This window comes from Photobacterium ganghwense (genome assembly GCF_017329545.1).
Taxonomy (GTDB): Bacteria; Pseudomonadota; Gammaproteobacteria; order Enterobacterales; family Vibrionaceae; genus Photobacterium; species Photobacterium ganghwense.
This window is the reverse complement of sequence record NZ_CP071325.1, coordinates 821158-846265: the sequence shown is the minus strand read 5'-3', so window position 1 is coordinate 846265 and position 25108 is coordinate 821158. Positions and strand designations below refer to the sequence as shown.

Genomic DNA, 25108 nt, shown 5'->3' with positions numbered 1-25108 from the left:
TGCGCAAATTTGACGGGGTTTTAGCGGATTTCAGTTGTTCATTCCTTAATCTTTATGAAGTCTAATCCGCCTTATTAACGTGAAGTCAGTTCCATAATGCGCGGAACGGTTCGGGAGAAATGGTAACTATGCTTGCGGGTACCACACCACGACCGTTTCCGGACAGGATGAATATGGATATCCCACTACACGTTTATAACAAGTATTCCTGGAGAACAGCACATTGAATACCCAGCATTGCCCTCAGTGCCGCCACCCGATTTCGGCGCCGTCGCTCCGCCAGTACGACGATTATTTTATCTGTCCCCACTGCCACGGCGCCTTGTCCCACAATGAAACCGATATCATGATGTATGCACTGGGCTTTATCACGCTCTTCACTCCGGTGCTGATGATGGCCGCTGGCATGAATATTTTCATTGCCATGGTTGTGGTCATGCTGTCTTACCACCTGCTTCGCCCTGTGCTCATCGAGCGGTTTTTCCGCTTGCGCCTGCTCGACCTGTCTCCGCTCTCACAGCCCGAAAACCAGCCAACTTCGGACTGACCACCGTGCCAAGGGCTGCTTGTGATACACAAAGAAACTCGAAGCTAGTGATACTGAAGCCAGTTATTCTCAGACTCGAAGATACCCGAAGTCACAGAAAACCAAGGTCAAAGAAAGCCAAGGTCCAAGGCATTCAAATGCAATCACCCTGAAATTCAAGCTCCCTGACACATGTGCACCAAGCCGCTATGCTCACTCAGAGGCTTGGCTCACTAATAGTCCTAGCTATGAAAGCGACTTGGTTCACAGAAAGGCCTGGCTCACAAAGCGGCTTAGCTCATCAAGCACCCTTTCACTCAGCTGTCCTACCACGAGTATACGGCACCATAAAAAAAGGCCTGTCATCTGACAGGCCTGATTGGTTTTACTCTTAGCACAGCAATAGTCTGCCACCGCAACGATTAAGCCGGATAGAAAACCTGCCCTTCTTGCGCCATGGCAACCAGTTTGTCACACGGCTTGAACCGCTCGCCGTATTTATTCGCGTGCTCGTTGAGCATTTCAACCACCCGGTCAATGCCCAGCTGATCCATGTAGCGGAACGGGCCACCAAGGAACGGTGGAAAGCCAATCCCAAAAATAGCGCCGATATCGCCATCACGGGCAGAGCGCACTACACCTTCATCCAGACAGCGTGCCGCTTCGTTCAGCATCATCAGAGTACAGCGCATAGCGATGGTCTGACCGTCAGCTTTCTGCTCCGGATCCAATCCCAGAAGTTTATAAACGCTCTTATCGACCGCTTTCTTCTTGCTGTCGTACAGATAGAAACCCTTGCCGCTCTTGCGCCCTTTTCGACCGTCGTTCAGCAATGTATCGAACACATCCGGCCCCTGGAAACGCTCGCCCAGCTCACTCACCAGTATCGGCATGATTTTAGCGCCAATGTCCACGCCAACCTCATCCAGCAGCGTGATAGGTCCGACCGGGAAACCAAAGTCCAGCAATGCCGTATCAATGTGTTCAATCGGCTCACCGCTCAGCAGCACATTGGCCGCCTCGTTCATGTACGGAGCCAGAATCCGGTTAACGTAGAACCCGGCGGTATCGCCCACCACAATCGGGGTTTTGCCCTGCTTCTTGGCCAACGCCACCACCGTCGCGATGGTTTCCTGCGAGGTGCCTTCATGGGGAATCACTTCCACCAGCGGCATTTTTTCAACCGGACTGAAGTAATGCAGACCCACTACATTTTGCGGGCGTTCCGCCGCTTCTGCGATCTGATGGATAGGCAGCGATGATGTATTGGTGGCAAAAATCGTGGCCGGCTTGGCATTCGCTTCAATCTCTTTCACCATCTGATGCTTGAGTTTCAAATCTTCAAACACCGCTTCCACCACCACATCCATCCGATCAAAGGCGGTGTAGTCAATGCCGCCACCGATCGACAGCATCTGCTTTTGCAGTTCTGCCTTGGTGATAATACGGCGCTTACGCTTCTTATCCAGCAGCTTATAGTTGTAGGACAGCGCATTCAGGATGCCATCGTTGCTGATGTCTTTGATACGAACCGGATACCCGGCTTTGGTGGCAGTAACATGGCTGATCCCGCCGCCCATCAGGCCACCGCCCAGCACACCCACCTGACGGATCTGATGCGGCTCGGCTTCTGAACCTGTCTCTTTTTTCATTGCCGTGGTGGCAAAGAAGATGCTGCGCAACGCCGCCGACTCCGGTGACATCACCAGCTCACCAAAGCGCTTGGCCTCCAGCTCCAGGCCCTTTTTCATGCCATGCTGCAGTCCATATTTGATCACGTCCAGAATCGCGTCAGCTGCCGGGTAATTGCCGCGGGTTTTCTCTCGGGTTTGCTTCGCAGCCTGATCAAATACCACAGATCGCCCGAGTGAACTGCCCATCATGCGGTCTTTCAGTGCCAGGTGACGTTTTGGCTTCGGCTGCAGTGCGCGTTGTTCTGCAACGTCCAGCAAAATGCTGTGTGGCACAGACTCATCCACCACGCCCAATTTCTTGGCTTTTTTGGCTCGTAACTGCTTTCCGGTCAGAATCATATCCAATGCACCAGCCACCCCAATCAGGCGAGGCAGACGCTGCGTACCACCAGAGCCCGGCAGCAACCCCAGTTGCACTTCAGGCAGACCCAGTCGGGTTTTATCGTCATCAGAGCACACACGGCTGTGACAGGCCAGTGCCAGCTCCAGGCCGCCCCCAAGGCACGGACCGTGAATAGCGGCAACGGTATGGAATGGCAGGGCTTCCAATTGCTCAAACAACTGCTGTCCCTGCTCTGCCAGAGCCTGCGCTTCTGCGGTCGTGGTGCAGGCAGCCAGCATACGAATATCAGCACCGGCGATGAAGTTATCCGGCTTGCCGGAATACACCACCATACCTTTCAGGTCGTTTTTACCTTTGAGCTCATTGAGCACAGCCGTAACCTGCTCACTGAAGGCGGCCTGGAGGGTATTCATTTTCTCGTCCGGCACATCAATTTTCAACCAGGCAATCCCGTTATCGGCATAAGTTAAGGTAAATGCGGATGCTTGTTCAGTCATTATTCGGCCTCCAGAATCATCGCTGCGCCCAGTCCACCTGCGGCACAAGCGGTATTCAGTGCCAGTCCTCCCCCGCGGCGTTGTAATTCACGCAGGGTCTGAGTAATCATCCGAGCGCCGGTCGCGGCAAACGGGTGACCGTAGGCAATGGAGCCTCCCAGCACATTAAACTTATCCATATCAATGTCACCAATGGCATCGCTGCGTCCCAGCTTTTCGCGGGCAAACTGCTTGGAGCCAAACATTTTGACGTTTGCCAGCGTCTGCGCCGCAAACGCCTCATGCATATCAATCAGGGTCAGATCTGACAACGTGATGCCAGCGCGATCCAGTGCCAGCGGCGTGGCGTACGACGGCCCCATCAGCATGTCCTGCTCAACCCCAATCGCTGTAAATGCGTAAGAGCGAATATACCCCAGCGGCGTCAGCCCCAGCTCTTTAGCCCGGCCTTCACGCATCAGCAGAATGGCCGCAGCACCATCCGTCAGCGGCGTGGCATTTGCCGCCGTGACCGAACCAAACTTACGGTCAAATGCCGGGCGCAGCTTGGCATAGCCTTCCAGCGTTGAGTCTTCGCGAATGTTGTTATCTTTGTCGATCCACTGACGGTAAGGCTCAGGGAAAGCGGTCAGCACTTCATCTCGGATCAAGCCTTCATTCCAGGCTTTGGCAGCCAGACTATGGGAGCGGTGTGCCAGAGCATCCTGCTCAGCTCGGCTGATCCCGTGAGTTTTGGCCATCTGCTCTGCCGTTTGCCCCATACTCAGGCCCGTCGAATACTCGGCGACGGCTGGCGGTACCGGCATCAAATCTTTAACGCTCAATTTGCTCAGCAGCTTCAGACGCTTGCTCATGGTTTTGGCTTTGCTCAGTGCCAGCAAGGTTGCCGCCAGATGTTTTGACACCCCAATCGGCAGCACAGAGGAAGAGTCCGCACCACCGGCAATACCGATATCAATGGTGCCGGAGATGATGCTTTCCGCCACGTTGGCTGCGGCCTGAAAACTGGTGGCACAGGCACGGGTTACACTGTAGGCATCGGTGTGAATGTTCATGCCGGTGCCCAGCACAATTTCACGTGCAATGTTCGGCGCTTCCGGCATTTGTACGACCTGGCCGAACACCACCTGATCGATGAGCTTAGGGTCAATATCCACCCGTTGCAGCATTTCACTGACAACCATCTTGCCCATATCCAGCGCTGGCACGCCATCAAAGGCCGTTGCCTGGCGGGCAAACGGGGTACGTAATCCACTTACTACGGCGATGCGCTCACCCTGTCGCGTGGTGAGATTCTGGAGACGTGTCATCGCTACTCCTTATTCTTCATGAGTTGAGCGTCAGGGCATGAGCCCAAACAGATACTAGAGGTCAGACCACATCAATTGTAATTCGTTTGTTATCAGAAACAAACAAATGTTTAAAAAATTGAGAGATCCGCAACGCTCAAAGAATTCTCAGTTTGTCAGGCTTTTTCAGCCGCGTGCCAGAAAAGGAAAAACAACAGGATGGCAAAGTAGAGATAAAAAAAAACCATACCGAAACGGTATGGTTATAATCTACACGGAAAGCAATCCATGTATAGCATAAGTCAATTAACGTAAAGCCAATTGCAAATCAGGCAAGCCTGATAGGAGAAAGTAAAGTCAGCCTTCAAAAGGAAGTTGTCATCTTGCTCAACAGATACTAACCCTTGGTTCACGAACCTAATCCCCGGCTCGTTTGCCACTGCTTAATATCAGATGACGAGGACTACTATAGCTTTCTCGCCAAGACACAATTTGAACCAGATCAATTTTAAGGCGGATTATTGGATGAATCGCGAGATCATTGCGTTAAACCTCCATTTTTCTGGCAATGTTCTGCTCATTAATAGGCAATTTTTATGATTAAGCATTTTTTTCGTAAGAAAAAGCCGGATGCCTCGGTCTCTGTGGATATGAATAAACAAAGACGTTACGAGGCCCTGGTTCGGGCCTGGCATCGGGACCTGTACCGCTATGCCTACTGGCTGTGCCACGACCCGCATATCGCGGAAGATTTGGTTCAGGAAACCTGTTTACGCGCCTGGCGCTCTCTCGACAGTTTGCAGGATGACAGTGCAGCCAAATCCTGGTTGATCACCATCTTGCGGCGGGAGAATGCACGCCGTTTTGAAAGGAAGCAGCTGGATCTGGTCGATATCGACGATTATGCCCTGGCTGATACCCAGCAATATGGCAGCGAACAGGACGCCGAGCTACAAATGCTGCGCAGGCAAATCATGAAGCTGGCTCCGGAATATCGCGAACCGCTGGTGCTGCAGGTAATGGCAGGATTTAACGGCGATGAGATTGCCGACATTTTGGGACTGAATCGTAATACCGTCATGACACGTTTGTTCCGCGCCAGAAACCAGCTGAAAGAGCAGATAGAAAAGCAGTCAGAGCAGAGGGGTCAACATAATGGATGATTTAGAATTCAGACGTCGTCTGCTGGCCGATCCGAACGACAACAGCCAAGAGATGATTAACGCACGCAACGCTTCGCTGACAAACCGTAAGTTGTCAGATGAACTACTGGCACTCGACAGCCAATTAGAAAAAGCCATGAAAGTGGATGTGCCGGATGATTTAGCCGATCGCATTCTGTTTCGCCAAACCGGACAGGCCAGCAACAAGTCACCCTGGAACCTTAAAACGTGGAAACCCAAGACACTGATTGCCATGGCCGCGTCAGTTGCATTCATTTTCGGCTTATTGTCTGGCCAGTACACCCAGGGGATTTTCACGGCACACCCGCACAATGAAATCGCAAACCTGGCACTGGAGCATGTTTACAACGAAGCGCCATTTATCGATCACATTGATGAAGCAGTGTCGCTGACTCAGGTGAATGCGAAACTGTCCCCATTCGGCTCGCAACTGACCTCACTGCCGGGACACATTTATTATGTAAACCACTGCGGTTTTGGCGATCAAAATGCCCTGCACATGGTGATGTCAACTCAGCACGGTAAAGTCACGGTGTTTATTGTGCCGGTTACGAGCCAGAGAATGACCACTTTCAGTGATAACACCATGAGTGGCGTGGTGTTACCCACCCGAGATGCCAGCCTGATCGTACTCGGAGAAAAAGGACAGGATGTTGCCCCTATCGCCCGGACACTGGAAGCGGATCTGAAGTGGGAAATATGACAACTCACGCATTTTGACGCTTTTCTCCCCTTAGCGACAAAAAAGCCTGGCAACTTGAAGCCAGGTTTTTTTGTGTCACAATATTTCACTTACTTTTCATACGGATAACCATACAAACCCCCAGCACAGGCGGGGATTATTGTTCAAACCTTCACCAACTGCCTGTTTTGCGTCTAATTTCGCCCATCTTCAGCTAACTGGTCTGATTTGATGAGATTCGTTCCATCAATACAATCACGCGCCTTCTGCTTAAAAAAGCAGAGAAAAACATCCAAAAAATCGGAATAATTATAAATATGAATAAGAAGCGTCTGTTTTCCAAGTCTGTAGTAACTGTGGCAGTTACTCTGGCTTCTCAACAAGCACTGGCAGCAGGTTTCCAGCTGAATGCGCAATCAGCAACAGGTCTGGGCCGTGCATTTGCCGGTGATGCCGTGATTGCCGACAATGCCTCCGTCATGGCACGTAACGCCGCAGCAATGTCACTGTTCGACAAGCCGGCACTGTCTCTGGGTATCAATGCTATTGATACTGATATCAAAGTTAAAAACGGAAGTTACCAGTCAACCAACCCGTTCCTGACCGGTGACCTGGGTTCTCAACAGGTTGGCGACACTTCCTATGCGCCAAACATTTACTACATCCATCCAATCAACGATAAATTTACCGTGGGTGCTGGCCTGTATTCCAATTTCGGCACCAAAACTGAGTTCAGCAGCGACTATGCAGCGAATGCCTTTGGCGGCCTGACCGACGTGAAAAGCGTTAACCTGGCACTGAGCGCCTCTTACCGCCTGAACCAACAGTGGAGTGTTGGTGGTGGTGTGGATGTGATTTATGGCGCTGGTAAGCTAAAGCGTTACATGCCAGCAGCTGAAATTCCAAATACCGGCGGTATGACCACCCCTGAAATGAGCCTGGTCGACATTGATGCTGACGGTGTTGGTTTTGGCTTCAACCTGGGTACCGTTTACGAGCTGAATGAAGACAACCGCTTTGGTCTGTCATACCGTTACAGCCCAGAACTGAAAGTAGATGGCGACATGCATTACGCTGGCGGCGACATCTCCAACAGCGAACTGAAAATCCCGCTACCTGATATGGTGGAATTCTCGGGTTACCACAAGCTGAACCCTAAATTCGCTGTACACTACAGCGTTCAATGGATTGGCTGGAGTGTATTTGATCAACTGGAAACCACAAACGGTTATAACCTGAATACCTATGAGTGGCAGGATGGCTGGCATTACGCGATCGGTGGTACGTACTACATGAACAAAGACTGGACTCTGCGTGCCGGTTACATGTACGACACCAGCGCTCAGGATAACCGCACGTCAATCTCTGTACCGGATTCAGACCGTCAGTGGTTCTCAGGCGGCTTCACGTACCATTTGGACAGCAAGTCAAACATCGATGTGGGTGTAACTTACCTACGTGGTGAAGACGTGCGTGCCTCAGAATCCAACCCACTTCTGGGTACAGTGACAGCGACTACCCGTGCTAACGCATGGCTATACGGTGTTCAGTACAGCCGCTCTTTTTAATTTGAGCGAACAGAACCAGTAGGAAATATCAGGGAGAGCCAATGGCTCTCCCTTTTTATTTCGCTATTAAACCAATGATTGATAAGATCATTTGCAACATACCTATAACTTTACACGCCATTTTCAGCGAACACACAATCGCTGAAACCCGCCATTGCAAGTACATGCGTACGCTGAAATCTCATCCGACCAGAACTCATTGCTCACTATTTGCCACACATAAAACCACAAATTAAAATAAAAACAGATTTTAATTTTGAAATAAAAAAGAAATACCCGTTTGGCTTAACGCTTACTGACGGAGGCGTATGATGCGCGCTATTCGATTTCAGCGAACAAAATAGATTGATGAACAAGAACAAAATTACACTTTCACTGACAGCAGCCCTGACTCTGGGCATGAGCGCCAATGCATTTGCCGCCGGTTTCCAGCTGGCTGAGTATTCTGCAACCGGCCTTGGCCGTGCTTTTGCCGGTGAAGCTGCAATGGCAGACAACGCCAGTGCACAATTCCGCAATCCGGCAATGCTGACCTACCTGAAAGGTACACAAATCTCTGCCGGTGCCATTTACGTTGATCCAAACATCGATGTAAAAGGCGACCTGTCTGTCGCTGGTCACACTGTAGCCACAACGGAAGCGAAAGATATCGCGCATTCTGCTGTGATTCCTAACTTTTACCTGTCTCACCAAATCAACGATCAGTTGGTAGCGGGTCTGGCCGTTGCAACCAATTACGGTATGGAAACCGAGCTGGGTGGCGACTTCTATGCGACCCTGTTTGGTAACCAGGCAATGGTCAAAACTGTTGAGATCAACCCAAACCTTGCTTACAAAGTGAATGACCAATTCAGCGTGGGCGGTGGTATTCGTTATGTTATGGGTGAAGGTCACTTTGGCGCTGCTATGCCAGGTTCGCTGCCTGCCAGTATGGCATCCATGCTTCAAGCCAACCCGCAACTGGCAGGGCAATTTGACAAACTGCGCGGTCAGGATCTGAAGTACATGGAAGGTGACGATACGGCATGGGGCTGGCAGCTGGGTATGGCCTGGCAGATCAATCCAAATCACCGTGTCGGCGTCAATTACCGTTCCGCAGTGGATCTGACTCTGTCTGGCGAAGCATCCGGTGTGATGTACGGCATGACTCGCCCTGGCAGCATGGATCTGACGCTTCCAGCGACCGCTGAGCTGTCAAGCTTCCATCAACTGACTGATAAACTGGCTATGCATGCCAGCTTCAACTGGACTGACTGGAGCACTTTCGACAAGCTGGTTGCTGATATTCCGACATATCCGAACAGCCCGGATCTGATTAAAGAAGAAAACTGGGAAGATAACTATCGCATCGCTCTGGGTGCTACTTACCAGTACACGAACCAGCTGGCTCTGCGTACCGGTGTGGCTTATGACACCTCCGCTGTCAGCGAAAAGCACCGTACCCAGACGATCCCGGAAACTGACCGTCTGTGGCTGAGCCTGGGTGCTGGCTACCAGTGGTCTTCAAACCTGAGCTTTGATGCGGGTTTCACTTATATCTTTGCTAAAGATGCACCAATGGAAGAGCAGGAAAACATCAAAGGCCTGCCAATCTCCTTCAAAGGTGAAACCACCGGCAGTGTTTGGCTGCTGGGCGTGCAGGCGAACTATCGTTTCTGATAACCTCGCCTCAATGTTCCCGTTAAATTTAACGGAATCAAGAGAGCGCTTCGGCGCTCTCTTTGTTTTTGCACTCTCTTTGTTTTGGTGCTCTGTTTGTTTCAGCATTATCTTTGTTGTGTTGGTTTCTTTGTATAGCGGCAAAATGAACGACATGTAATCACTTCATTTTCCAATACGGCACCCGTTCCCTTTCTCTGATCGTCGAATCCCTCTGCGACACATTTTTGTGATTCATGTCGAGGTCATAGACTATTTTCGACATCTTCACCCCACCAATACATGAACCAAATTCATGCTTATTTGCAAACATTTCATTCGACGCCAAATATACCGCTACTTACAATCACCAATATCTTAACGCATTCAATTTACCATCATTTGTTTTCATGTTGTTAACAACTCTTTATATTATTGGTATCACCGCTGAAGCAATGACCGGCGCTCTGGCAGCAGGACGTCGCCATATGGACTGGTTCGGGGTGATGTTAGTGGCCAGCGCGACGGCCATTGGTGGCGGGACGGTTCGGGACATTCTGCTGGGACACTATCCGCTGGGTTGGGTCGCTAATCCGCAATACCTAGCCATTACCTGTCTGGCAGGCTTGCTGACCACGCTGATCGCCCCTCTGGTTGTCCGTTTCCATAAGGTGTTTGTCCTGCTGGATTCACTCGGCCTGATCGTATTCAGTATTATCGGCTGCCGTATTGCGATGGATATGGGGCTTTCTCCCCTGATCTGCGTCGTTGCTGCAGTGGTTACCGGGGTTTTTGGCGGGTTGCTTCGCGACCTGATCTGTCGTCGCCAGCCACTGGTACTGCACAAAGAGCTGTATGCTTCGGTCTCTTTCTTTGCTGGCTGTATGTACTATGGCCTGTTGCACTTCGGACTGGAAGAAACACTGGTCACAATCAGCACCTTAGTGGTCGGATTTATTTTGAGAATGGCAGCTGTGAAATTCAGCTGGCGCCTGCCGGTGTTTCGTATTGAAGAAACAGAGTCGGAGGGCGACAGCCAAAAGAAGCTCGAGCACAACGCATAACTCTGACAAAAAGCAGTAAAGAGGGCTCTCTTCCGCCCTCTCACTGAAGACATATCGAAACAAAATCACCCAAACAAAAACGCCGGTAAATACCGGCGTTTTTTATTGTTTTCAACAAGCACGTCTCAGCGGCTTAGGAGCGACGAAGAGATTAAATTTTTGGTGTCTCTGTCAAAACGTCTGCGTTCTGACCACGATGGCGCAGCAGGTGATCCATCAGGGTAATCGCCAGCATGGCTTCAGCAATCGGCACCGCACGAATCCCGACACATGGGTCATGACGGCCTTTGGTAATCACCTCAGCTGAATCTCCCTGCGTAGTGATCGTTTCACCCGGCACCGTGATGCTGGAAGTCGGTTTCAGCGCCAGGTGCGCAATAATATCCTGCCCGGAAGAGATCCCTCCCAGAATGCCACCAGCATGATTGGAGCGGAAACCTTCCGGCGTCATAGCATCGCGGTGTTCACTGCCACGCTGTTCAACCACACCAAAGCCATCGCCAATCTCCACCCCTTTCACGGCGTTGATACTCATCAGGCCATGGGCAATGTCAGCATCCAGACGATCAAACACCGGCTCACCCAACCCCACCGGCACATTACGTGCTACAACCGTCACTTTGGCACCGATAGAATCACCGTCTTTTTTCAGCTTGCGGATCAGCTCGTCCAACGCTTCCACCTTGTCGGCATCGGGACAGAAAAAGGCGTTTTGGGCAATCTGCTCCCAATCAACTTTGTCGATTTTCACATCACCCATCTGCGACAGGTAACCGCAAATCTCTACACCATGCACCTGTTTCAGGTACTTTTTAGCAACTGCCCCGGCAGCAACACGCATCGCCGTCTCACGGGCAGACGAACGACCACCACCACGGTAGTCACGGATACCATATTTCTGATGATAGGTGTAATCGGCATGGCCCGGACGGAACAAGTCCTTGATGTTGGAATAGTCTTTCGAGCGTTGATCGGTATTTTCGATCAGCAGTCCGATAGAAGTACCGGTAGTACGGCCTTCAAAGACGCCGGATAAGATTTTCACTTCATCCGGTTCACGACGTTGTGTCGTGTATTTTGATGTCCCAGGACGACGACGGTCCAGATCATGTTGCATGTCCGCTTCGGTCAGTTCCAGACCCGGAGGGCAACCATCAATAATACATCCCAGCGCCAAACCATGACTCTCACCAAATGTGGTGACACGGAATTGTTGTCCAATCGTATTGCCTGCCATTACTTCCTCTGTGTCTTGTTAACGCTGTTTCCCCGGTTCACCGGGTGTGCCACATCCACGCGCTGTCACGCGCCGTGGCGCTGCTATACTGTTTTCATTAATGAGTACATAGTGCAAATTCATTGCCGGGAATGCAAGCAGGAATGTAACCGGGCCGACATAAAGCGACCAGCCCTCTGCCATTCCCCCGGTAGCCGCAATCACCACTTTCCTACTCAGGCTTACCAACCTGTTCCGCGGCTTCTTCTGACTTTCCTTTTGTGAAGAGGCGATACTGACTAAAAGCGGATAAAAAAACGGGAGCTTTTGCTCCCGTTATCGTGTCAGTCTGCGATACATTTTCGCCTGAAAATCAGTGTTCTTTCTTGGATTTCCACTGCTGAATTCGGCTCGAGCCGCCTGACTGCTCGTGATTCTGACGTCCCTGACCCGGGCGCTGCTCATTTCGCTGATCATTTCGGCGACGGTCATTACGTTGATCATTGCGTTGGTCATTACGCTGACCCGCGCGAGGGCCTTTACGTTGCTCATTGCGCGACTCATCACGAGAAGCACCACGCGGAGATTCGTCGTCACAATGGTTACGGAAATGGCTAGGTTGTGGGCCACGTCCCGGACGGCTGCGGCGCTGATCATCACGACGCGTGTCGTCACGACGCTGTTCATCACTTCGGCCACTGCGCGGCTGACGGTTAGCTTCCCCTTTACCCGCGTAGGTTTTGTACCGCACCTTATCGCCCTGCTGCTCCGCTTCGCGACGTGCCTGCTGGCGGCTGTCATAAAGCTTGGCATCGGTCGCTTTCGCGATCGATTTACCCTGAACTTCCACACGGGAAGCTTCTTCAGTTTTGCTCGAGTCAGAAATCATGGAATGAATTTCCGCGATCTCAGCATCCGTCAGGTAACGCCATTTGCCATTAGGTAAACCATCGATAGTAATGTTCATAATACGAACACGGCGCAGTTTGAGTACATCGTAGCCCAGCGCTTCACACATCCGGCGAATCTGACGGTTTAAGCCCTGGGTCAGGGTAATACGGAACGAGTAATTCGTTTCTTTTGTTACCTGACAAGGCAGCGTCACGGTATCCAGGATCTCAACCCCTGATGCCATTTTGTCGATAAATGCCTGCGTCACAGGTCTGTCGACCCGCACGACATACTCTTTCTCGTGGGCATTACCGGCACGCAGAATCTTGTTAACGATATCACCGTCGTTAGTCAGGAAAATCAGGCCATCAGAAGGCTTATCCAGGCGACCAATCGGGAAAATACGCTTACGGTGACCAATGTAATCTACGATGTTATCCGGTACATGGCGCTCAGTCGTACAGGTGATCCCCGCCGGTTTGTTCAGCGCAATATAAATAGGTTTTTCTTTCGCACGCAGGGGTTTGTCATCAACTAGGACGTCATCCTCAGGATGCACTTTCATCCCCATTTCCGGCAATTTGCCGTTGATCGTCACGCGTCCCTGTTCAATCAGTTTATCTGCCTCACGACGAGAGCAGTAACCGGTATCACTAATGTATTTATTCAAACGCACGGCGTTTTCCTGCGCGCCCTGAACGGCGTCAGGACGAGGATGATTCTGAGACATGATGTTCTTCTACACTCTGCGTTTCGCAACGCTTAGGTTAATAACTAGAATATTAGGCGATGCATTCTACCAATACCCAACTGCGCGGGAAATGAAAAACTCCCTTAAACAGAAAAAGCCCTTACCTTGCCACCTGAGATTGTTTAGCGCTGGCAGATAAAGGCTTCTGTACTAAGAGAAAGACCGGGCAAGTCAGCGAATAACAAGCCTGCCGTTCAGCACATGACGCTCAAATGTCTTCTCTTGTGTTTTTACGCGCTGTGCTTTTCATATAACCGGATACGGGTGCTGACTTTCTTCAGGTAATGCTTGGTTTCATCGTATGGCAGATCCGCCATCAGCTTGTCATACACTTGCTGTGGCGTCATGCTGTTGATGATTTTCGCCGCCTTGTAAATTTTTCGCGAACCGTCCGGGTTAAACGCTTTGGCCACGTTACCGGCACCCGTGTTATAGGCCGCAATCGTACAGTACAGACGGCTTTCATCATTGGTGATCGCCTTCAGGTAGCTTTTATCCAGAATGTTCAGATAGGCGGTACCGGTCTCAACATTGACATCCGCTACATACAACTCGGCCGGACTCATCGGTTCATCTTTGCGGCGAATACGCACGTTAACATCCCGCCCGGCTGTCGTCGGTACAATTTGCATCAGTCCATACGCCGGAATCGGCGATTTCGCTTTCGGGTTGAAGCTGGATTCCGAATGCATGATCGCCATCACCAACGCCGCCGGAATATCAAATCGCTGGCTTTCTTGCTCAGCAAACCCCACATATTTAGCCGCTCGCTTCCCTATACCGTTAGCAGGCAGCTTGATGCGGTATTCCATCACTGTTTTCGGTGGCTGTTTCGCCGCTTGCTGGCGTACTATCTGATACGTTTTTTCCAGCTTTTTAATTCGCAGCTGTTCCTGCTGCAGAAGCTGTACTTTTTTCTTCTCAATCGCCGAAGCAACCACAGGCGTATCAATGAGATCCGTGGATACCGTCGCCCCAAGCTGGGCCACTAACGCTTCAGATTCTTTTTCAATTTCCTGCAACTGGGTTCGAGTTTGCGCCTGAATCACTTTTTTTGCCGCTGTTTCTGTCACGTTGGAGTAATTCACCTCGACCATCACAACAGAGCCGGACTCCAGCACTTTAGGGCTTTCCACAACAGATGCCAGCGTTGAGCCCGATTCCCCCATAACTGTTTTAGCCGCTTGTTTGACCGCTTTCTCAGCCTCCTCAGGCAACATATTAGGTTCAACCAAGACCGCAACAATTGCTTCGTTGCGTTCCAGATCCACAACCGTTCGCGTCTTTTGATCACGACTGTAATCCACTGTCACCAAAGGTTCGGAAACCAGACCATCTCCCCATTTTTCAATAATCTGCGCGCGGTATGCATCATATTCCCGAAGATACTGACTACGCCAGTTTTCGTACTCATTCATATAAGCCAATACAAACTGCAGATATTCCTCTTGCTCAGTTTGTGCCGATGAATAGACTGCGGTCACCTCGGAGTCCAGTTCATCAAAGGGATTATCGGCTTGTACGGTTCCTGCCCATACCGTACCTGTCAGCACGAATGCGCAGCAGCAAGCTAAACGTGATAGCTTCATCGACCTTTCCTTTATTTAATAAAAGGGCTAACAGTTCGAGCCCCATTTTTTGTTATTTATTTTTATGCCAATAATTGGAGTATTCACTTAAAAAATGCGACAAACTCATAACGTGTCAACATTGATTCAATCATTATTTCAGGTGATGTTTCGGACAGCGCAAACATATTGGGCTGACTCTGACGAATGATTTCCATGTCATTCTCCATAACATCCTCTCCTAAATTCAGTTGATAATTCAATGACTGAATCTTCTCTTTAACCCCAGGCAACATCTCTCCATAGTCAACCGTCGCCAGTAAGAGGTTATAAAAAAGCGCACTGCGGCCTAAGGTATTCACTTCCGCATAATAATTAATGTTGCCGAAGTCCGTCAGATAGTTCTCGTATTCTGGTGAGTACTCGGAAAGAGGTGACTCAGTTAGTACCATATCGGTATAAGGGATCGCCATAGCAAAGTCGTCGGTTAAAGCCGTAATGCTGTATCCCGATACGCGCTCTCCTTCAACAATGACACTTAACAGGTATTTATCAGTGCCATAGTAGTAATAGTGAATCCCGGGCTGGAGACGAGAAGGTTTGGATGCAACCGGTACACCCATAAATGACTGAACATACTCATAAGTCTGCCCAACCTTGAGTTGTGATAACTGCTCATACTCAACCTGATGAGTAAAGTTTGTCACAACCGACTCATACACCGTTTCGATAGCATCTTTGGTATCGTTCCATTGTCCGAGTGACAACATAATGGCGACGACGGTAACGGCAATACTCTGCATTTTTATCCATACAGTTGGATTATTTGAATCAGTGGCCAGTTCTTCACTTTGCATAATGAAAGGTTCTATCCTTGCGAAATAATAATATCTGTCGACATTACCAATGACATTTGAATTTTTGATCATAGTAATCAGGAGATATTGGTTCAATAATCAATTTATCAATTAGATTGAAAATCGACCACATTACGCTAATTTAGATGTAAAAAACAGCTACCAAAGGTGATATAAATGAAATAAAAATTGACAGGCAATCTTTATTTATTAAGTGAACGTAGTTTTTAATTTTATTCTTTTTCCGCCTATCTTACGCATCACTAATAAATGGTTTAATAAAGTTATTAATAGTGAAATTCGTATCAAGGATAAATAGTGACAGAGTTAACAATATATATAACCAATACCAGGTCATTTTCAGGGAATAGTTAATCATTTATCCCCAATTATATCTCTTTGCTGTTTTAGCCTTAGGTTAAATACGCACTCTTAATTCGTCAAAAAGCCGTCACTTGGACGGCTTTTTTCATCTCTTAGCGACCTGGCTTACAGCACAAGGTACAACGAGCGCTTAGGCTTGATTCCCCTGATCATTTCATCACAGGAGTCTCATCCAACCCTTCTTTACCCATTCCGGCTTGATCCTTCTGCTTCAAAGCCTTTTCCAGTTGCGCGGCAACGTATCCCGGCGACTGGGTTCGGCCTGACATCAGGCGGTACATTGCCGGTATCACCAGCAAAGTCACGAAAGTCGCAAAGGCCATACCGAAGAACACCACAGTCCCCACCGCAACCCGGCTTTCCGAACCGGCGCCAGTCGACATGATGAGCGGAATCGAACCAAACAACGTCGTAAAGGCCGTCATCAGAATCGGGCGCAGACGGCGCTCTGAAGCGTCAATGATTGCCTGTTCAAACTCGACACCCTTATCACGCAGCTGATTGGCAAACTCCACAATCAGAATCCCGTTCTTGGTCACCATGCCAATCAGCATGATCATGCCAATCTGACTGTAAATGTTCAGGCTTTGCTCCATCAGTACCAAGCCGGTCAGCCCGCCGAAAATCCCCATAGGAACGGTCAGCATCACCACCATCGGGTTGATAAAACTTTCAAACTGCGCCGCCAGCACCAGATAAGCCACCAACAGCGCCAGCCCGAAGACCACCAGAATACTGCTCTGGTTTTCACGGAAGTCCTTCGACTCACCGGCATAATCGATCACAATGTCGCTCGGTAATATCTCCAGCGCCTGCTCATCCAGATAATTCAGTGCCTGCCCCAGGGTATAGCCCGGCACCAGGTTTGCCTTCAGAGTGATCGATTTTTGCTTCTGGTTATGACTCAGGCGCTGCGCCGAAGCCACTTCCTGTACATCCGCTACCGATTCCAGTGTAATCAGCTGGCCGTTTCGCGCCCGCAGATAGATCTGGCTCAGATCCGATGCGTTATTAAAGCTGTTCTCATCACCACGCAGGTATACGTCGTACTCTTCCCCGCGTTCCACAAACGTGGTCTCAGTCCGGCCTCCCAGCATGATTTCCAGCGTCTCGGCAATATCATTGACCGGAATACCCAGTTCTGCGGCACGCTGGCGGTTCACATTCACCACCAGTTCTGGCGTCGTTTCGGCGTAATCCAGATCGACCCCTTCCATCATCGGGCTGCTTTCTGCCAGTAGCTGAAGTTTGCTGGCCCACTGGAACAGTTCTTCATAATCAGCACCGTTAAGCACAAACTGCACCGGTTCGGACGAGCCTCCCCGGAATCCCGGCATAAACGGCCATACCCGGATATCCGGAATACCTTTGAGCGCACCGCGGACCATGTCCAGTGCTTCAGTAGCCGTCATCTGACGATCTTCCCAGTTTTCCAGTGCCATGATCACAAAGCCGGTCTGATCACCTGCGCGACCACCAAAGGCTGGGGTCTGGATAGACAGCGATTTAATGACACCCTGTCCGACCATCGGCAGCAAGCGGCTCTCAACCTCTTCTATATTGCCAACCATGCGGTTATAGCTGGTGCCTTCCGCGCCTTTCACAAAAGCGAAAATCACCCCGCGGTCTTCCTGCGGAGTCAGTTGTGACGGGACAACTGTCATCAGCCAGCCACTCAGTACCACAAACAAAACAACCAGACCCGGTGCCACCATACGGTGGCGCACTGATGCCGCGACCACTTTACGGTATCCCGCTTCCAGCCGGGCAAACATGCGATCAACCGCCTGGTTAAATTTGCCATGTTTGACATTCGCTTTCAGTAACTTACTGCCCAGCACCGGACTCAGGGTCAGGGCAACCAACGACGAGAAAATCACCGCCACGGCCAACAATACGGAAAATTCCGTAAACAGCGGCCCGACCATCCCGTCCATAAACGAGATCGGCAGGAACACCATCACCAGCACCACCGTTGTGGCAACCACCGCAAAACCGACTTCCCGGGTGCCTTTATACGCGGCCAGCAGCGGCGGCTCTCCCCGCTCAATATGGTGATAAATGTTTTCCACCACCACGATGGCATCATCGACAACCAGACCGATCGCCAGAATCAGCGCCATCAGGGTCAGCAGGTTGATGGAGAAACCCAGGAAATAAGCCACCATAAAGGCTGAGATCAACGAAACCGGTACGGTCACCGCCGGAATCAGCGTAGCGCGCGCCTGACCGATAAAAATGTACAGCACCATCACGACCAGAAATGCCGTCAGCATCAAGGTGCTGTAGACTTCCTGAATCGAGCGATCGATAAACACGGTCGAGTCATAATCAACGTACAGCGATGTTCCTTCCGGTACAAAGCGCTGCATGCGTTCCACTTCATCATGTACTGCCTTGGCGACATCCAACGGATTCGCGTCGGTCATGGCGACAATGCCCAGGCTGAGGTTCGCGACCCCGTTATTTTTAAACGTGGCATCTTCATTCTGAGCACCGACCGCGACGTCGGCGACATCTTTCAGGTAAATCGGAGAACCATCAGACGCCGTACGCACCACCAGATACTCGAAGTCAGCAGCCGTGCGGTAGAGGCGTGCCGTTCGAACTGACATGGTGGTAGTGTCATTACGCACCTGCCCCCCAGGCAGTTCAACGTTCTCATCTTTCAAGGCGTTGACGATATCTTTGGTGATCACGCCACGGCCGGCCATTTGATCCGGCTTGAGTTTGACGTACATCACCCGATACAGCGCACCGCTCAGATCCACCGAACTGACCCCGTTAATCAAGCTGAAACGATCCATCAGTACCCGCTCGGCGTAATCGGTCAGCTGAGTGCGGTCCATATTACTGGAGGTCAGGTTAACGTATACGGCCGGTTCACCGCTGCCGTTATCTTTGGAAACCACAGGATCATCCGCTTCATCCGGTAGACGGCGCTGGGCACGGGCCACAGCGTCACGGACATCACTGACCCCTTCAGTGAGGTTCCAGCCCAGCTGAAATTCCACGGTGATCCGTGATGAGCCATTACGCGTGGTGGAGGTAATACTGTCGATACCACTGATCCCGGACAGCTGATCCTCAAGCACCGAAGTGATCCGGCTTTCCATGATCGAAGCGGAGGCCCCGTCGTAGCGGGTCGATACTGTGACTACCGGATTTTCCACATCCGGCATTTCGCGAACCGACAGCTTGGTAAACGATACATAGCCGAAAACACACAGCAACAGGCTGAGCACGATGGCAACGACAGGGCGTTTGACGGAAACATCAGATAACCACATCAGGCATCGTCTCCTTTCCTCTCACCGCTGGCAGCCGTCAGGTCATTAACCTTGATACCGTCGCGCATGTTAACCAGCCCCTGTACCACAATGCGATCGCCGATTTGCAGGCCAGATTCAATCACGACTTCATTGTTCACCCGTGCTCCCAGCGTCACTTCCGTGCGGTGCGCCTGACCGGCCTCATCCACCCGGTAGACAAAACGCTTGGTACCAGAATATTCCAGGGCCTGTACCGGAATCACCGGCGACTCCTGTGGCAGGAAGCCAATTTCCGCCGCCATCAACATGCCGGGTTTTAACAAGTGCGATGCATTTTCAAAACCCACCCGAACCCGGATATTCAGCGAATCCGCCTGCACGCGGGAATCAATGGCCTGAACGGTGCCGCTAAATGACTGTCCCGGCCACGCTTTGCTGGTTGCCCTCACAGTCATCCCTTCCCGTAAAAAGGAGAGATATTGCTCCGGCACCTGGATATCCAGCCGCATCGAGGATAAATCGTCCAGCGAGAAAAGCTCACTGCCCACGGTCAGCATGTGGCCAACACTGAAATCAATCAGCCCCACCGTGCCGTCAAACGGCGCCCGAATGGCATGATCATCCAGATCAGCCTTCGCTGCCTTAAGACGCGCATCGGCAATACTCACACTTGCCAATTGGGCATCCAGTTCGGTCTGTGTAATGGCGCCACGTTTAACCAGTCGCTGAAACTCGTTGTATTTTCGTTTTTCATTATTCAGGTACGCCACCGCTTCAGCGTAAGCCGCCTTGGCTTTGGCATCATCCAACTGCACTAGCAACTCGCCTTTTTTTACCTGGCTGTTGACTCCGACCACAATGCGGTCGACTTTTGCCGCGACCTGAGTCGCCACCTCGACCGAACGCTGAGCTTCTAGCTTACCGATAAGGGAAAGGGATTGTGTAACAGGGTGAGAGGTCACCACGCCGGTCGTGACCGGGATCTGACGCCCGCCCCGAGCAGCGGCTGGTTGCTCAGCAGCCTGAGATGGCTGATAAAAGTAGCCATATCCTCCGCCCAGTAATGCAGTCGTCACCAGAACTGCAACAAGGACTTTTTTCATTCTAATATCCATCTATTTAAACTGAGGAAATGATATCCGATGCCGCCCCGTAAGGGGGTAAAGAAGTGTAAAGATAAGCAATATTCCGTTTACGTCTGCCGGTAAAGCCGGGTTTTTCCATCACGGGTTGCCATGTCCGACGGCAATATGATGAAAATAGCAGCAAGCAATCGGAATTTATGAGGAAAAAGGTTTACAGCGCCAAGTTGTCTGCTACTATTCGCCCCGCACTTGTGGAGGGGTTCCCGAGTGGCCAAAGGGAGCAGACTGTAAATCTGCCGGCTCCGCCTTCGATGGTTCGAATCCGTCCCCCTCCACCATTTTTCTTGAAAGCTGTTCCTTATCTGGTGTAAGGTACGTCTTTCCGACAAACAAGCAAATGACTTGTTTGCCAAACCCCGTGGAGGGGTTCCCGAGTGGCCAAAGGGAGCAGACTGTAAATCTGCCGGCTCCGCCTTCGATGGTTCGAATCCGTCCCCCTCCACCATCATTACTGAGAATGGCAAATGCGGTTCTCAACATTGCTCCGACAAACTTGAGCAATAACACAATTTGCAACACCCCGTGGAGGGGTTCCCGAGTGGCCAAAGGGAGCAGACTGTAAATCTGCCGGCTCCGCCTTCGATGGTTCGAATCCGTCCCCCTCCACCATCATTACTGAGAATGGCAAACGCGGTTCTCAACATTGCTCCGATACACTGAGCAATAACACAACTTGCAACACCCCGTGGAGGGGTTCCCGAGTGGCCAAAGGGAGCAGACTGTAAATCTGCCGGCTCCGCCTTCGATGGTTCGAATCCGTCCCCCTCCACCATCATTACTGAGAATGGCAAACGCGGTTCTCAACATTGCTCCGATACACTGAGCAATAACACAACTTGCAACACCCCGTGGAGGGGTTCCCGAGTGGCCAAAGGGAGCAGACTGTAAATCTGCCGGCTCCGCCTTCGATGGTTCGAATCCGTCCCCCTCCACCATCATTACTGAGAATGGCAAACGCGGTTCTCAACATTGCTCCGATACACTGAGCAATAACACAACTTGCAACACCCCGTGGAGGGGTTCCCGAGTGGCCAAAGGGAGCAGACTGTAAATCTGCCGGCTCCGCCTTCGATGGTTCGAATCCGTCCCCCTCCACCATCATTACTGAGAATGGCAAACGCGGTTCTCAACATTGCTCCGACACACTGAGCAATAACACAACTTGCAACACCCCGTGGAGGGGTTCCCGAGTGGCCAAAGGGAGCAGACTGTAAATCTGCCGGCTCCGCCTTCGATGGTTCGAATCCGTCCCCCTCCACCATCATTACTGAGAATGGCAAACGCGGTTCTCAACATTGCTCCGACAAACTTGAGCAATAACACAATTTGCAACACCCCGTGGAGGGGTTCCCGAGTGGCCAAAGGGAGCAGACTGTAAATCTGCCGGCTCCGCCTTCGATGGTTCGAATCCGTCCCCCTCCACCATCATTCAGGCCGATAGCGCAAGCTGTCGGCCTTTTTCATACCTGAAATAAATCACATCCCTTGCACAAATTTTTACAACCGCCGCCTTCTTTCGGGTAAGCGCAAGCTCGCGTTTCCACTTTGGTTTTCTCACTGAGTAGTTCTCCGGACAGTCGCCTATCTCTCACACCGGGTAAAAATCATGTTGTCTACTTGGACAATACCTTTCTAAAATTCAAATGGATGCCATGTTCAGGAAGGGGAAACGCCTGTGCACCAGATGGGTCAGAAAGCCGTTGATAATACAGAAGTCGACAATATCCGAGTGCTGATCGTTGAAGATCATAAAAGTGCGGCCACTTTGTTAAAAAGCATTCTTCGCCAAGCCGGTGTGACAAATATCGACATTGCTCACGGCCACACTCAGGCCATTACCCGCTGCCAGCTCAATGCCTACGATCTGCTGTTTATTGACTACCACCTGGATGACATCCTGACCGGCACCGAACTGGTCAGCCTGCTGCGGCGGCGGCGTCACATCACCACTTACTGCGGCGTGATTCTGCTGTCCGGCGATCATTCTGCCGAAGTGATCCTGACCAGCTTGTCGGTCGAGCCGGACAGTTTCATCACCAAACCCATCACCACCGATCAGGTCCAGAAAAAGCTGTTTGCGGTCATGGATGAAATCACACTCAGGAAACCCATTTATCAGGCTATGGAAACCGGCAATCACGAGGAAGCCGTCAGCCTGTGTAAACAGAGCCTGCAACACAGTGGTTATCACCGGAAACGGGAAGGCTTACTGCTGGATTTACTGATGACCAATAATCAGTGGGGGCAGGCAGAACGGTTTGCCACTTTGTTGCAGAAGTACCACCCTTCGGCTCACATCAGCTTGGTGCAGGCCAAAATTGCCGCGCACAAAGACAATCTGCCGGCTGCTATCGCCCTCTTACAACGCCAGCTGACAGAAACGCCGCTACACATTGAGCTTTACGATTATCTGGCCGAATATCAGGAGCAAAACCGACAACGCTATGAAGCGCTGGAAACGGCCCAGAAAGCCCTGACCCTGACGCCGGGGATCAGCCACCGTGCATTGCGGGTTGCACGCCTGGCCGCCGAACTGGACAAAACGGAGCAGCTGATTAAGGCCGGGCACACGCTGGCTGGCCATCTGCCCATTATTGATGTGGAATGGATCATCTGTTTTTCGCAGTACATGGCAATTTACGAGCAGGCTTATTTCCAGCACGCCGCGGCCTCGCTTCGCGCCAAGCTGCGCCAGGCACTGAAACAGATCGATCGCCGGGCACAGTCACGTATTCTGCCGGCTCAGCAACCCTTTCTAACCAGCTTCAGTCACATTATGACCGCCCGGCTCACCCTCGGAAATGTCACCCCACTCAAAGCCAAACGCCGTTTATTACTCGGGATGTCGACCTATTTCGATATGATCACTAAGCTGCCGTCCGTCATGATCGCCGATGCCATGCCGCTGCTAATACACTTTGGCGAAACCCAACTCATTGCAGAATGCCTGCGGGCGCTCTCACTTCGGGATCGGTTTGACCACCACAGCCAGCAAAGACTAAGGGCGTTACGGGAAAATACCTTACTGGTACAGGCCGTCCGTCAGCTGGAACGCCGTCTGGCAGAGGCTTATGACTTACTGGAATCCCCGGAACAGGCACTGCCCCGGTATGAGGCCATCTTGGTTGATTATCCGCTCAGTACCGAAGCGAACCTGGGCCGGTTACAGTGCCTGTACGCGTTGAACATGGGGGAAGAGCAGCCCCTGCGCCAGAGCCTGCAGGCCATCAGTTCGATGCCACTGCCCGACAGCCTGGACAAATGGCGTACCCGGCTCTTTGAGCTGATGGCATCGCCCTGCAGCTCGCCGGGTCAGGTTCGTCTGATTCGTCCGTACCAGAAACGTACCCGGCAGTTTTTACTGGCCGGTTACGGGCAGGCCCCTCAGCCCGGAGAAGAGGCGTTGGGAATCTAAACCATCCGTTTTTGCTTCGGCACTGGCTTAACGTAACCGCTGAAGGAAATTTAGCCGCTTAACGCATTCCTCCCGTGGGGGGAAACCAGATCTAAATCCGGCCCCTTGGGCACAATGCCTGTCGGATTGATGTTATCGTGACTGAAATAGTAGTGGCGTTTAATGTGGTAAAAGTCCACGGTCTCAGCGACCCCTGGATACTGATACAGCTCTTTGAGGTAGCCCTGCAAGTTCGGATACTCCGCAATGCGCTGCCGGTTACACTTGAAATGGCCAACATAAACCGCATCGAAACGGATCAAAGTGGTAAACAAACGCCAGTCGGCTTCCGTCAGCCTGTCACCGGTCAGATAGCGATTGTCATTCAGATGGTCTTCGACCGCGTCCAAAGCATCAAATAGACGGTCAAACGCCGCATCGTACGCTTCCTGAGTCGTGGCAAAGCCACAACGGTACACACCGTTATTGATGTTTGGATAAATCAGCGCGTTCCATTCATCAATGTCACCCCGAAGAGCAAGTGGGTAAAAGTCGTCCTGATTCCCCGTCAGATCATCAAAAGCCGTGTTCAGCATGCGAATGATATCGGAGGATTCATTGCTGACAATGGTTTCCGTCTGCTTGTCCCATAACACAGGCACTGTGACTCGACCGGTGTAGTCCGGCTTGGCTTTAGTATAAAGCTGATGCATGAAAGAGAAACCATACAGCGGTTCTGGCTCGTCAAATTCCCAGCCATGGCTGCGCATATCAGGACTGACAACAGTCACGTCAATATGTGATTCCAGCCCTTTTAACGCGCGAAAAATGAGAGTGCGGTGGGCCCAAGGACAGGCCAGCGAGACATAGAGATGGTAGCGTCCGGATTCGGCTTTAAACCCTTTTTGACCATCCGGGCCCGGGCCGCCGTCAGCGGTCAGCCAGTGACGAAATCCGGCGTCCTCCCGCACGAACTCTCCCTTGCTGCTTTTAGTGTCATACCACACATCATGCCATTGACCGTTAACCAATTTTCCCATTGTTCATCCCTCATTGCTGACTGATGAGATGATTATAAGAAGCGCCGGTCATTCTGTCGGGAGGGGACAGTCGAGCATGATCATCGAAAATTCTGAACATGCTCA

Annotated in this window: 16 protein-coding genes and 8 tRNA genes; 15 read left to right on the top strand and 9 right to left on the bottom strand. The window is 51.2% G+C overall.

The genetic code is table 11. The features are described 5' to 3' along the window. Positions 1-223 precede the first annotated feature (223 nt). A complete protein-coding gene (locus tag FH974_RS04220; RefSeq protein WP_146149687.1) occupies positions 224-547 on the top strand; it encodes a hypothetical protein in 324 nt (107 codons plus the stop codon). A gap of 401 nt (positions 548-948) precedes the next feature. Here FH974_RS04220 and fadJ read toward each other — a convergent pair whose 3' ends face one another. Both fadJ and fadI read right to left on the bottom strand, forming a co-directional pair. Further along, positions 949-3060 carry a fatty acid oxidation complex subunit alpha FadJ gene (gene fadJ, locus FH974_RS04215; protein WP_047887366.1) on the bottom strand — a complete coding sequence of 704 codons (2112 nt, stop codon included), beginning with the start codon at positions 3058-3060 and terminating at the stop codon, positions 949-951. Further along, entirely contained in the window at positions 3060-4370 is a 1311-nt protein-coding gene (gene fadI / locus FH974_RS04210; RefSeq protein WP_047887367.1) for an acetyl-CoA C-acyltransferase FadI, read from the bottom strand. Before fadI ends, fadJ begins: the two co-directional genes overlap by 1 nt. Positions 4371-4945: 575 nt before the next feature. Between fadI and FH974_RS04205 the strand changes: the two genes are divergently transcribed. The 5 genes from FH974_RS04205 to FH974_RS04185 all read left to right on the top strand — a co-directional run bounded on the left by FH974_RS04205 (position 4946) and on the right by FH974_RS04185 (position 10485). Then, a complete protein-coding gene (locus FH974_RS04205; RefSeq protein ID WP_047887368.1) occupies positions 4946-5512 on the top strand; it encodes a sigma-70 family RNA polymerase sigma factor in 567 nt (188 codons plus the stop codon). Then, on the top strand, positions 5505-6236 hold the full coding sequence (locus tag FH974_RS04200) for a DUF3379 domain-containing protein (protein WP_047887369.1): 732 nt from the start codon (positions 5505-5507) through the stop codon (positions 6234-6236). The genes FH974_RS04205 and FH974_RS04200 overlap by 8 nt, the downstream gene beginning before the upstream one ends. A gap of 296 nt (positions 6237-6532) precedes the next feature. Next, the gene (locus FH974_RS04195; protein ID WP_207103499.1) at positions 6533-7783 is read left to right on the top strand and encodes an outer membrane protein transport protein; all 1251 of its coding nucleotides are present in this window, start codon (positions 6533-6535) and stop codon (positions 7781-7783) included. A 348-nt stretch (positions 7784-8131) separates the two neighbouring features. Beyond that, positions 8132-9442, top strand: a complete 1311-nt coding sequence (locus tag FH974_RS04190) for an outer membrane protein transport protein (protein WP_047887371.1) — start codon at positions 8132-8134, stop codon at positions 9440-9442. Between the two features lie 389 nt (positions 9443-9831). Continuing rightward, positions 9832-10485 (top strand): trimeric intracellular cation channel family protein, encoded by a 654-nt coding sequence (locus FH974_RS04185; RefSeq protein ID WP_047887372.1) that lies wholly within the window; start codon positions 9832-9834, stop codon positions 10483-10485. A 151-nt stretch (positions 10486-10636) separates the two neighbouring features. Here FH974_RS04185 and aroC read toward each other — a convergent pair whose 3' ends face one another. From aroC to FH974_RS04155, 6 genes are all read right to left on the bottom strand, one after another. After that, positions 10637-11722 carry a chorismate synthase gene (aroC, locus tag FH974_RS04180; protein ID WP_047887373.1) on the bottom strand — a complete coding sequence of 362 codons (1086 nt, stop codon included), beginning with the start codon at positions 11720-11722 and terminating at the stop codon, positions 10637-10639. 352 nt (positions 11723-12074) lie between these two features. Continuing rightward, positions 12075-13322, bottom strand: a complete 1248-nt coding sequence (gene rluF, locus FH974_RS04175; RefSeq protein ID WP_047887374.1) for a 23S rRNA pseudouridine(2604) synthase RluF — start codon at positions 13320-13322, stop codon at positions 12075-12077. A gap of 251 nt (positions 13323-13573) precedes the next feature. Then, complete coding sequence (locus FH974_RS04170) at positions 13574-14932, bottom strand: transglycosylase SLT domain-containing protein (protein ID WP_053061937.1); 1359 nt, start codon at positions 14930-14932, stop codon at positions 13574-13576. An 83-nt stretch (positions 14933-15015) separates the two neighbouring features. Then, positions 15016-15768 (bottom strand): ETEC_3214 domain-containing protein, encoded by a 753-nt coding sequence (locus FH974_RS04165; RefSeq protein ID WP_047887375.1) that lies wholly within the window; start codon positions 15766-15768, stop codon positions 15016-15018. A 533-nt stretch (positions 15769-16301) separates the two neighbouring features. Then, entirely contained in the window at positions 16302-19442 is a 3141-nt protein-coding gene (locus FH974_RS04160) for a multidrug efflux RND transporter permease subunit (RefSeq protein ID WP_047887376.1), read from the bottom strand. Next, positions 19442-20527 (bottom strand): efflux RND transporter periplasmic adaptor subunit, encoded by a 1086-nt coding sequence (locus FH974_RS04155; RefSeq protein WP_047887377.1) that lies wholly within the window; start codon positions 20525-20527, stop codon positions 19442-19444. Before FH974_RS04155 ends, FH974_RS04160 begins: the two co-directional genes overlap by 1 nt. Positions 20528-20762: 235 nt before the next feature. On the opposite strand from FH974_RS04155, the gene FH974_RS04150 reads away from it, so the two are divergent. The 9 genes from FH974_RS04150 (at position 20763) to FH974_RS04110 (ending at position 23984) form a co-directional block, all read left to right on the top strand. Then, positions 20763-20847 (top strand) — tRNA-Tyr (locus FH974_RS04150). Positions 20848-20929: 82 nt separating this feature from the next. Then, positions 20930-21014 (top strand) — tRNA-Tyr (locus FH974_RS04145). A gap of 79 nt (positions 21015-21093) precedes the next feature. Further along, positions 21094-21178, top strand: a tRNA-Tyr gene (locus tag FH974_RS04140). A gap of 78 nt (positions 21179-21256) precedes the next feature. Further along, positions 21257-21341 (top strand) — tRNA-Tyr (locus FH974_RS04135). 78 nt (positions 21342-21419) lie between these two features. Then, a tRNA-Tyr gene (locus FH974_RS04130) sits at positions 21420-21504 on the top strand. 78 nt (positions 21505-21582) lie between these two features. Beyond that, positions 21583-21667: transfer RNA gene (locus tag FH974_RS04125), tRNA-Tyr, on the top strand. A 78-nt stretch (positions 21668-21745) separates the two neighbouring features. After that, positions 21746-21830, top strand: a tRNA-Tyr gene (locus tag FH974_RS04120). A 79-nt stretch (positions 21831-21909) separates the two neighbouring features. Continuing rightward, positions 21910-21994, top strand: a tRNA-Tyr gene (locus tag FH974_RS04115). A 259-nt stretch (positions 21995-22253) separates the two neighbouring features. Further along, a complete protein-coding gene (locus FH974_RS04110; RefSeq protein WP_047887378.1) occupies positions 22254-23984 on the top strand; it encodes a response regulator in 1731 nt (576 codons plus the stop codon). A 50-nt stretch (positions 23985-24034) separates the two neighbouring features. On the opposite strand, the gene FH974_RS04105 is transcribed toward FH974_RS04110, so the two are convergent. Then, positions 24035-25003, bottom strand: coding sequence for a glutathione S-transferase family protein (locus FH974_RS04105; RefSeq protein WP_047887379.1), 969 nt, complete (start codon positions 25001-25003; stop codon positions 24035-24037). Positions 25004-25108: the final 105 nt, after the last annotated feature.

What these genes read in the sequence shown, in the direction of transcription:
- fadJ (WP_047887366.1), bottom strand. Translation starts at nt 3,060, where the DNA reads ATGACTGAACAAGCATCCGCATTTACCTTAACTTATGCCGATAACGGG.
- fadI (WP_047887367.1), bottom strand. Translation starts at nt 4,370, where the DNA reads ATGACACGTCTCCAGAATCTCACCACGCGACAGGGTGAGCGCATCGCC.
- FH974_RS04205 (WP_047887368.1), top strand. Translation starts at nt 4,946, where the DNA reads ATGATTAAGCATTTTTTTCGTAAGAAAAAGCCGGATGCCTCGGTCTCT.
- FH974_RS04200 (WP_047887369.1), top strand. Translation starts at nt 5,505, where the DNA reads ATGGATGATTTAGAATTCAGACGTCGTCTGCTGGCCGATCCGAACGAC.
- FH974_RS04195 (WP_207103499.1), top strand. Translation starts at nt 6,533, where the DNA reads ATGAATAAGAAGCGTCTGTTTTCCAAGTCTGTAGTAACTGTGGCAGTT.
- FH974_RS04190 (WP_047887371.1), top strand. Translation starts at nt 8,132, where the DNA reads ATGAACAAGAACAAAATTACACTTTCACTGACAGCAGCCCTGACTCTG.
- FH974_RS04185 (WP_047887372.1), top strand. Translation starts at nt 9,832, where the DNA reads ATGTTGTTAACAACTCTTTATATTATTGGTATCACCGCTGAAGCAATG.
- aroC (WP_047887373.1), bottom strand. Translation starts at nt 11,722, where the DNA reads ATGGCAGGCAATACGATTGGACAACAATTCCGTGTCACCACATTTGGT.
- rluF (WP_047887374.1), bottom strand. Translation starts at nt 13,322, where the DNA reads ATGTCTCAGAATCATCCTCGTCCTGACGCCGTTCAGGGCGCGCAGGAA.
- FH974_RS04170 (WP_053061937.1), bottom strand. Translation starts at nt 14,932, where the DNA reads ATGAAGCTATCACGTTTAGCTTGCTGCTGCGCATTCGTGCTGACAGGT.
- FH974_RS04165 (WP_047887375.1), bottom strand. Translation starts at nt 15,768, where the DNA reads ATGCAAAGTGAAGAACTGGCCACTGATTCAAATAATCCAACTGTATGG.
- FH974_RS04160 (WP_047887376.1), bottom strand. Translation starts at nt 19,442, where the DNA reads ATGTGGTTATCTGATGTTTCCGTCAAACGCCCTGTCGTTGCCATCGTG.
- FH974_RS04155 (WP_047887377.1), bottom strand. Translation starts at nt 20,527, where the DNA reads ATGAAAAAAGTCCTTGTTGCAGTTCTGGTGACGACTGCATTACTGGGC.
- FH974_RS04110 (WP_047887378.1), top strand. Translation starts at nt 22,254, where the DNA reads ATGGGTCAGAAAGCCGTTGATAATACAGAAGTCGACAATATCCGAGTG.
- FH974_RS04105 (WP_047887379.1), bottom strand. Translation starts at nt 25,003, where the DNA reads ATGGGAAAATTGGTTAACGGTCAATGGCATGATGTGTGGTATGACACT.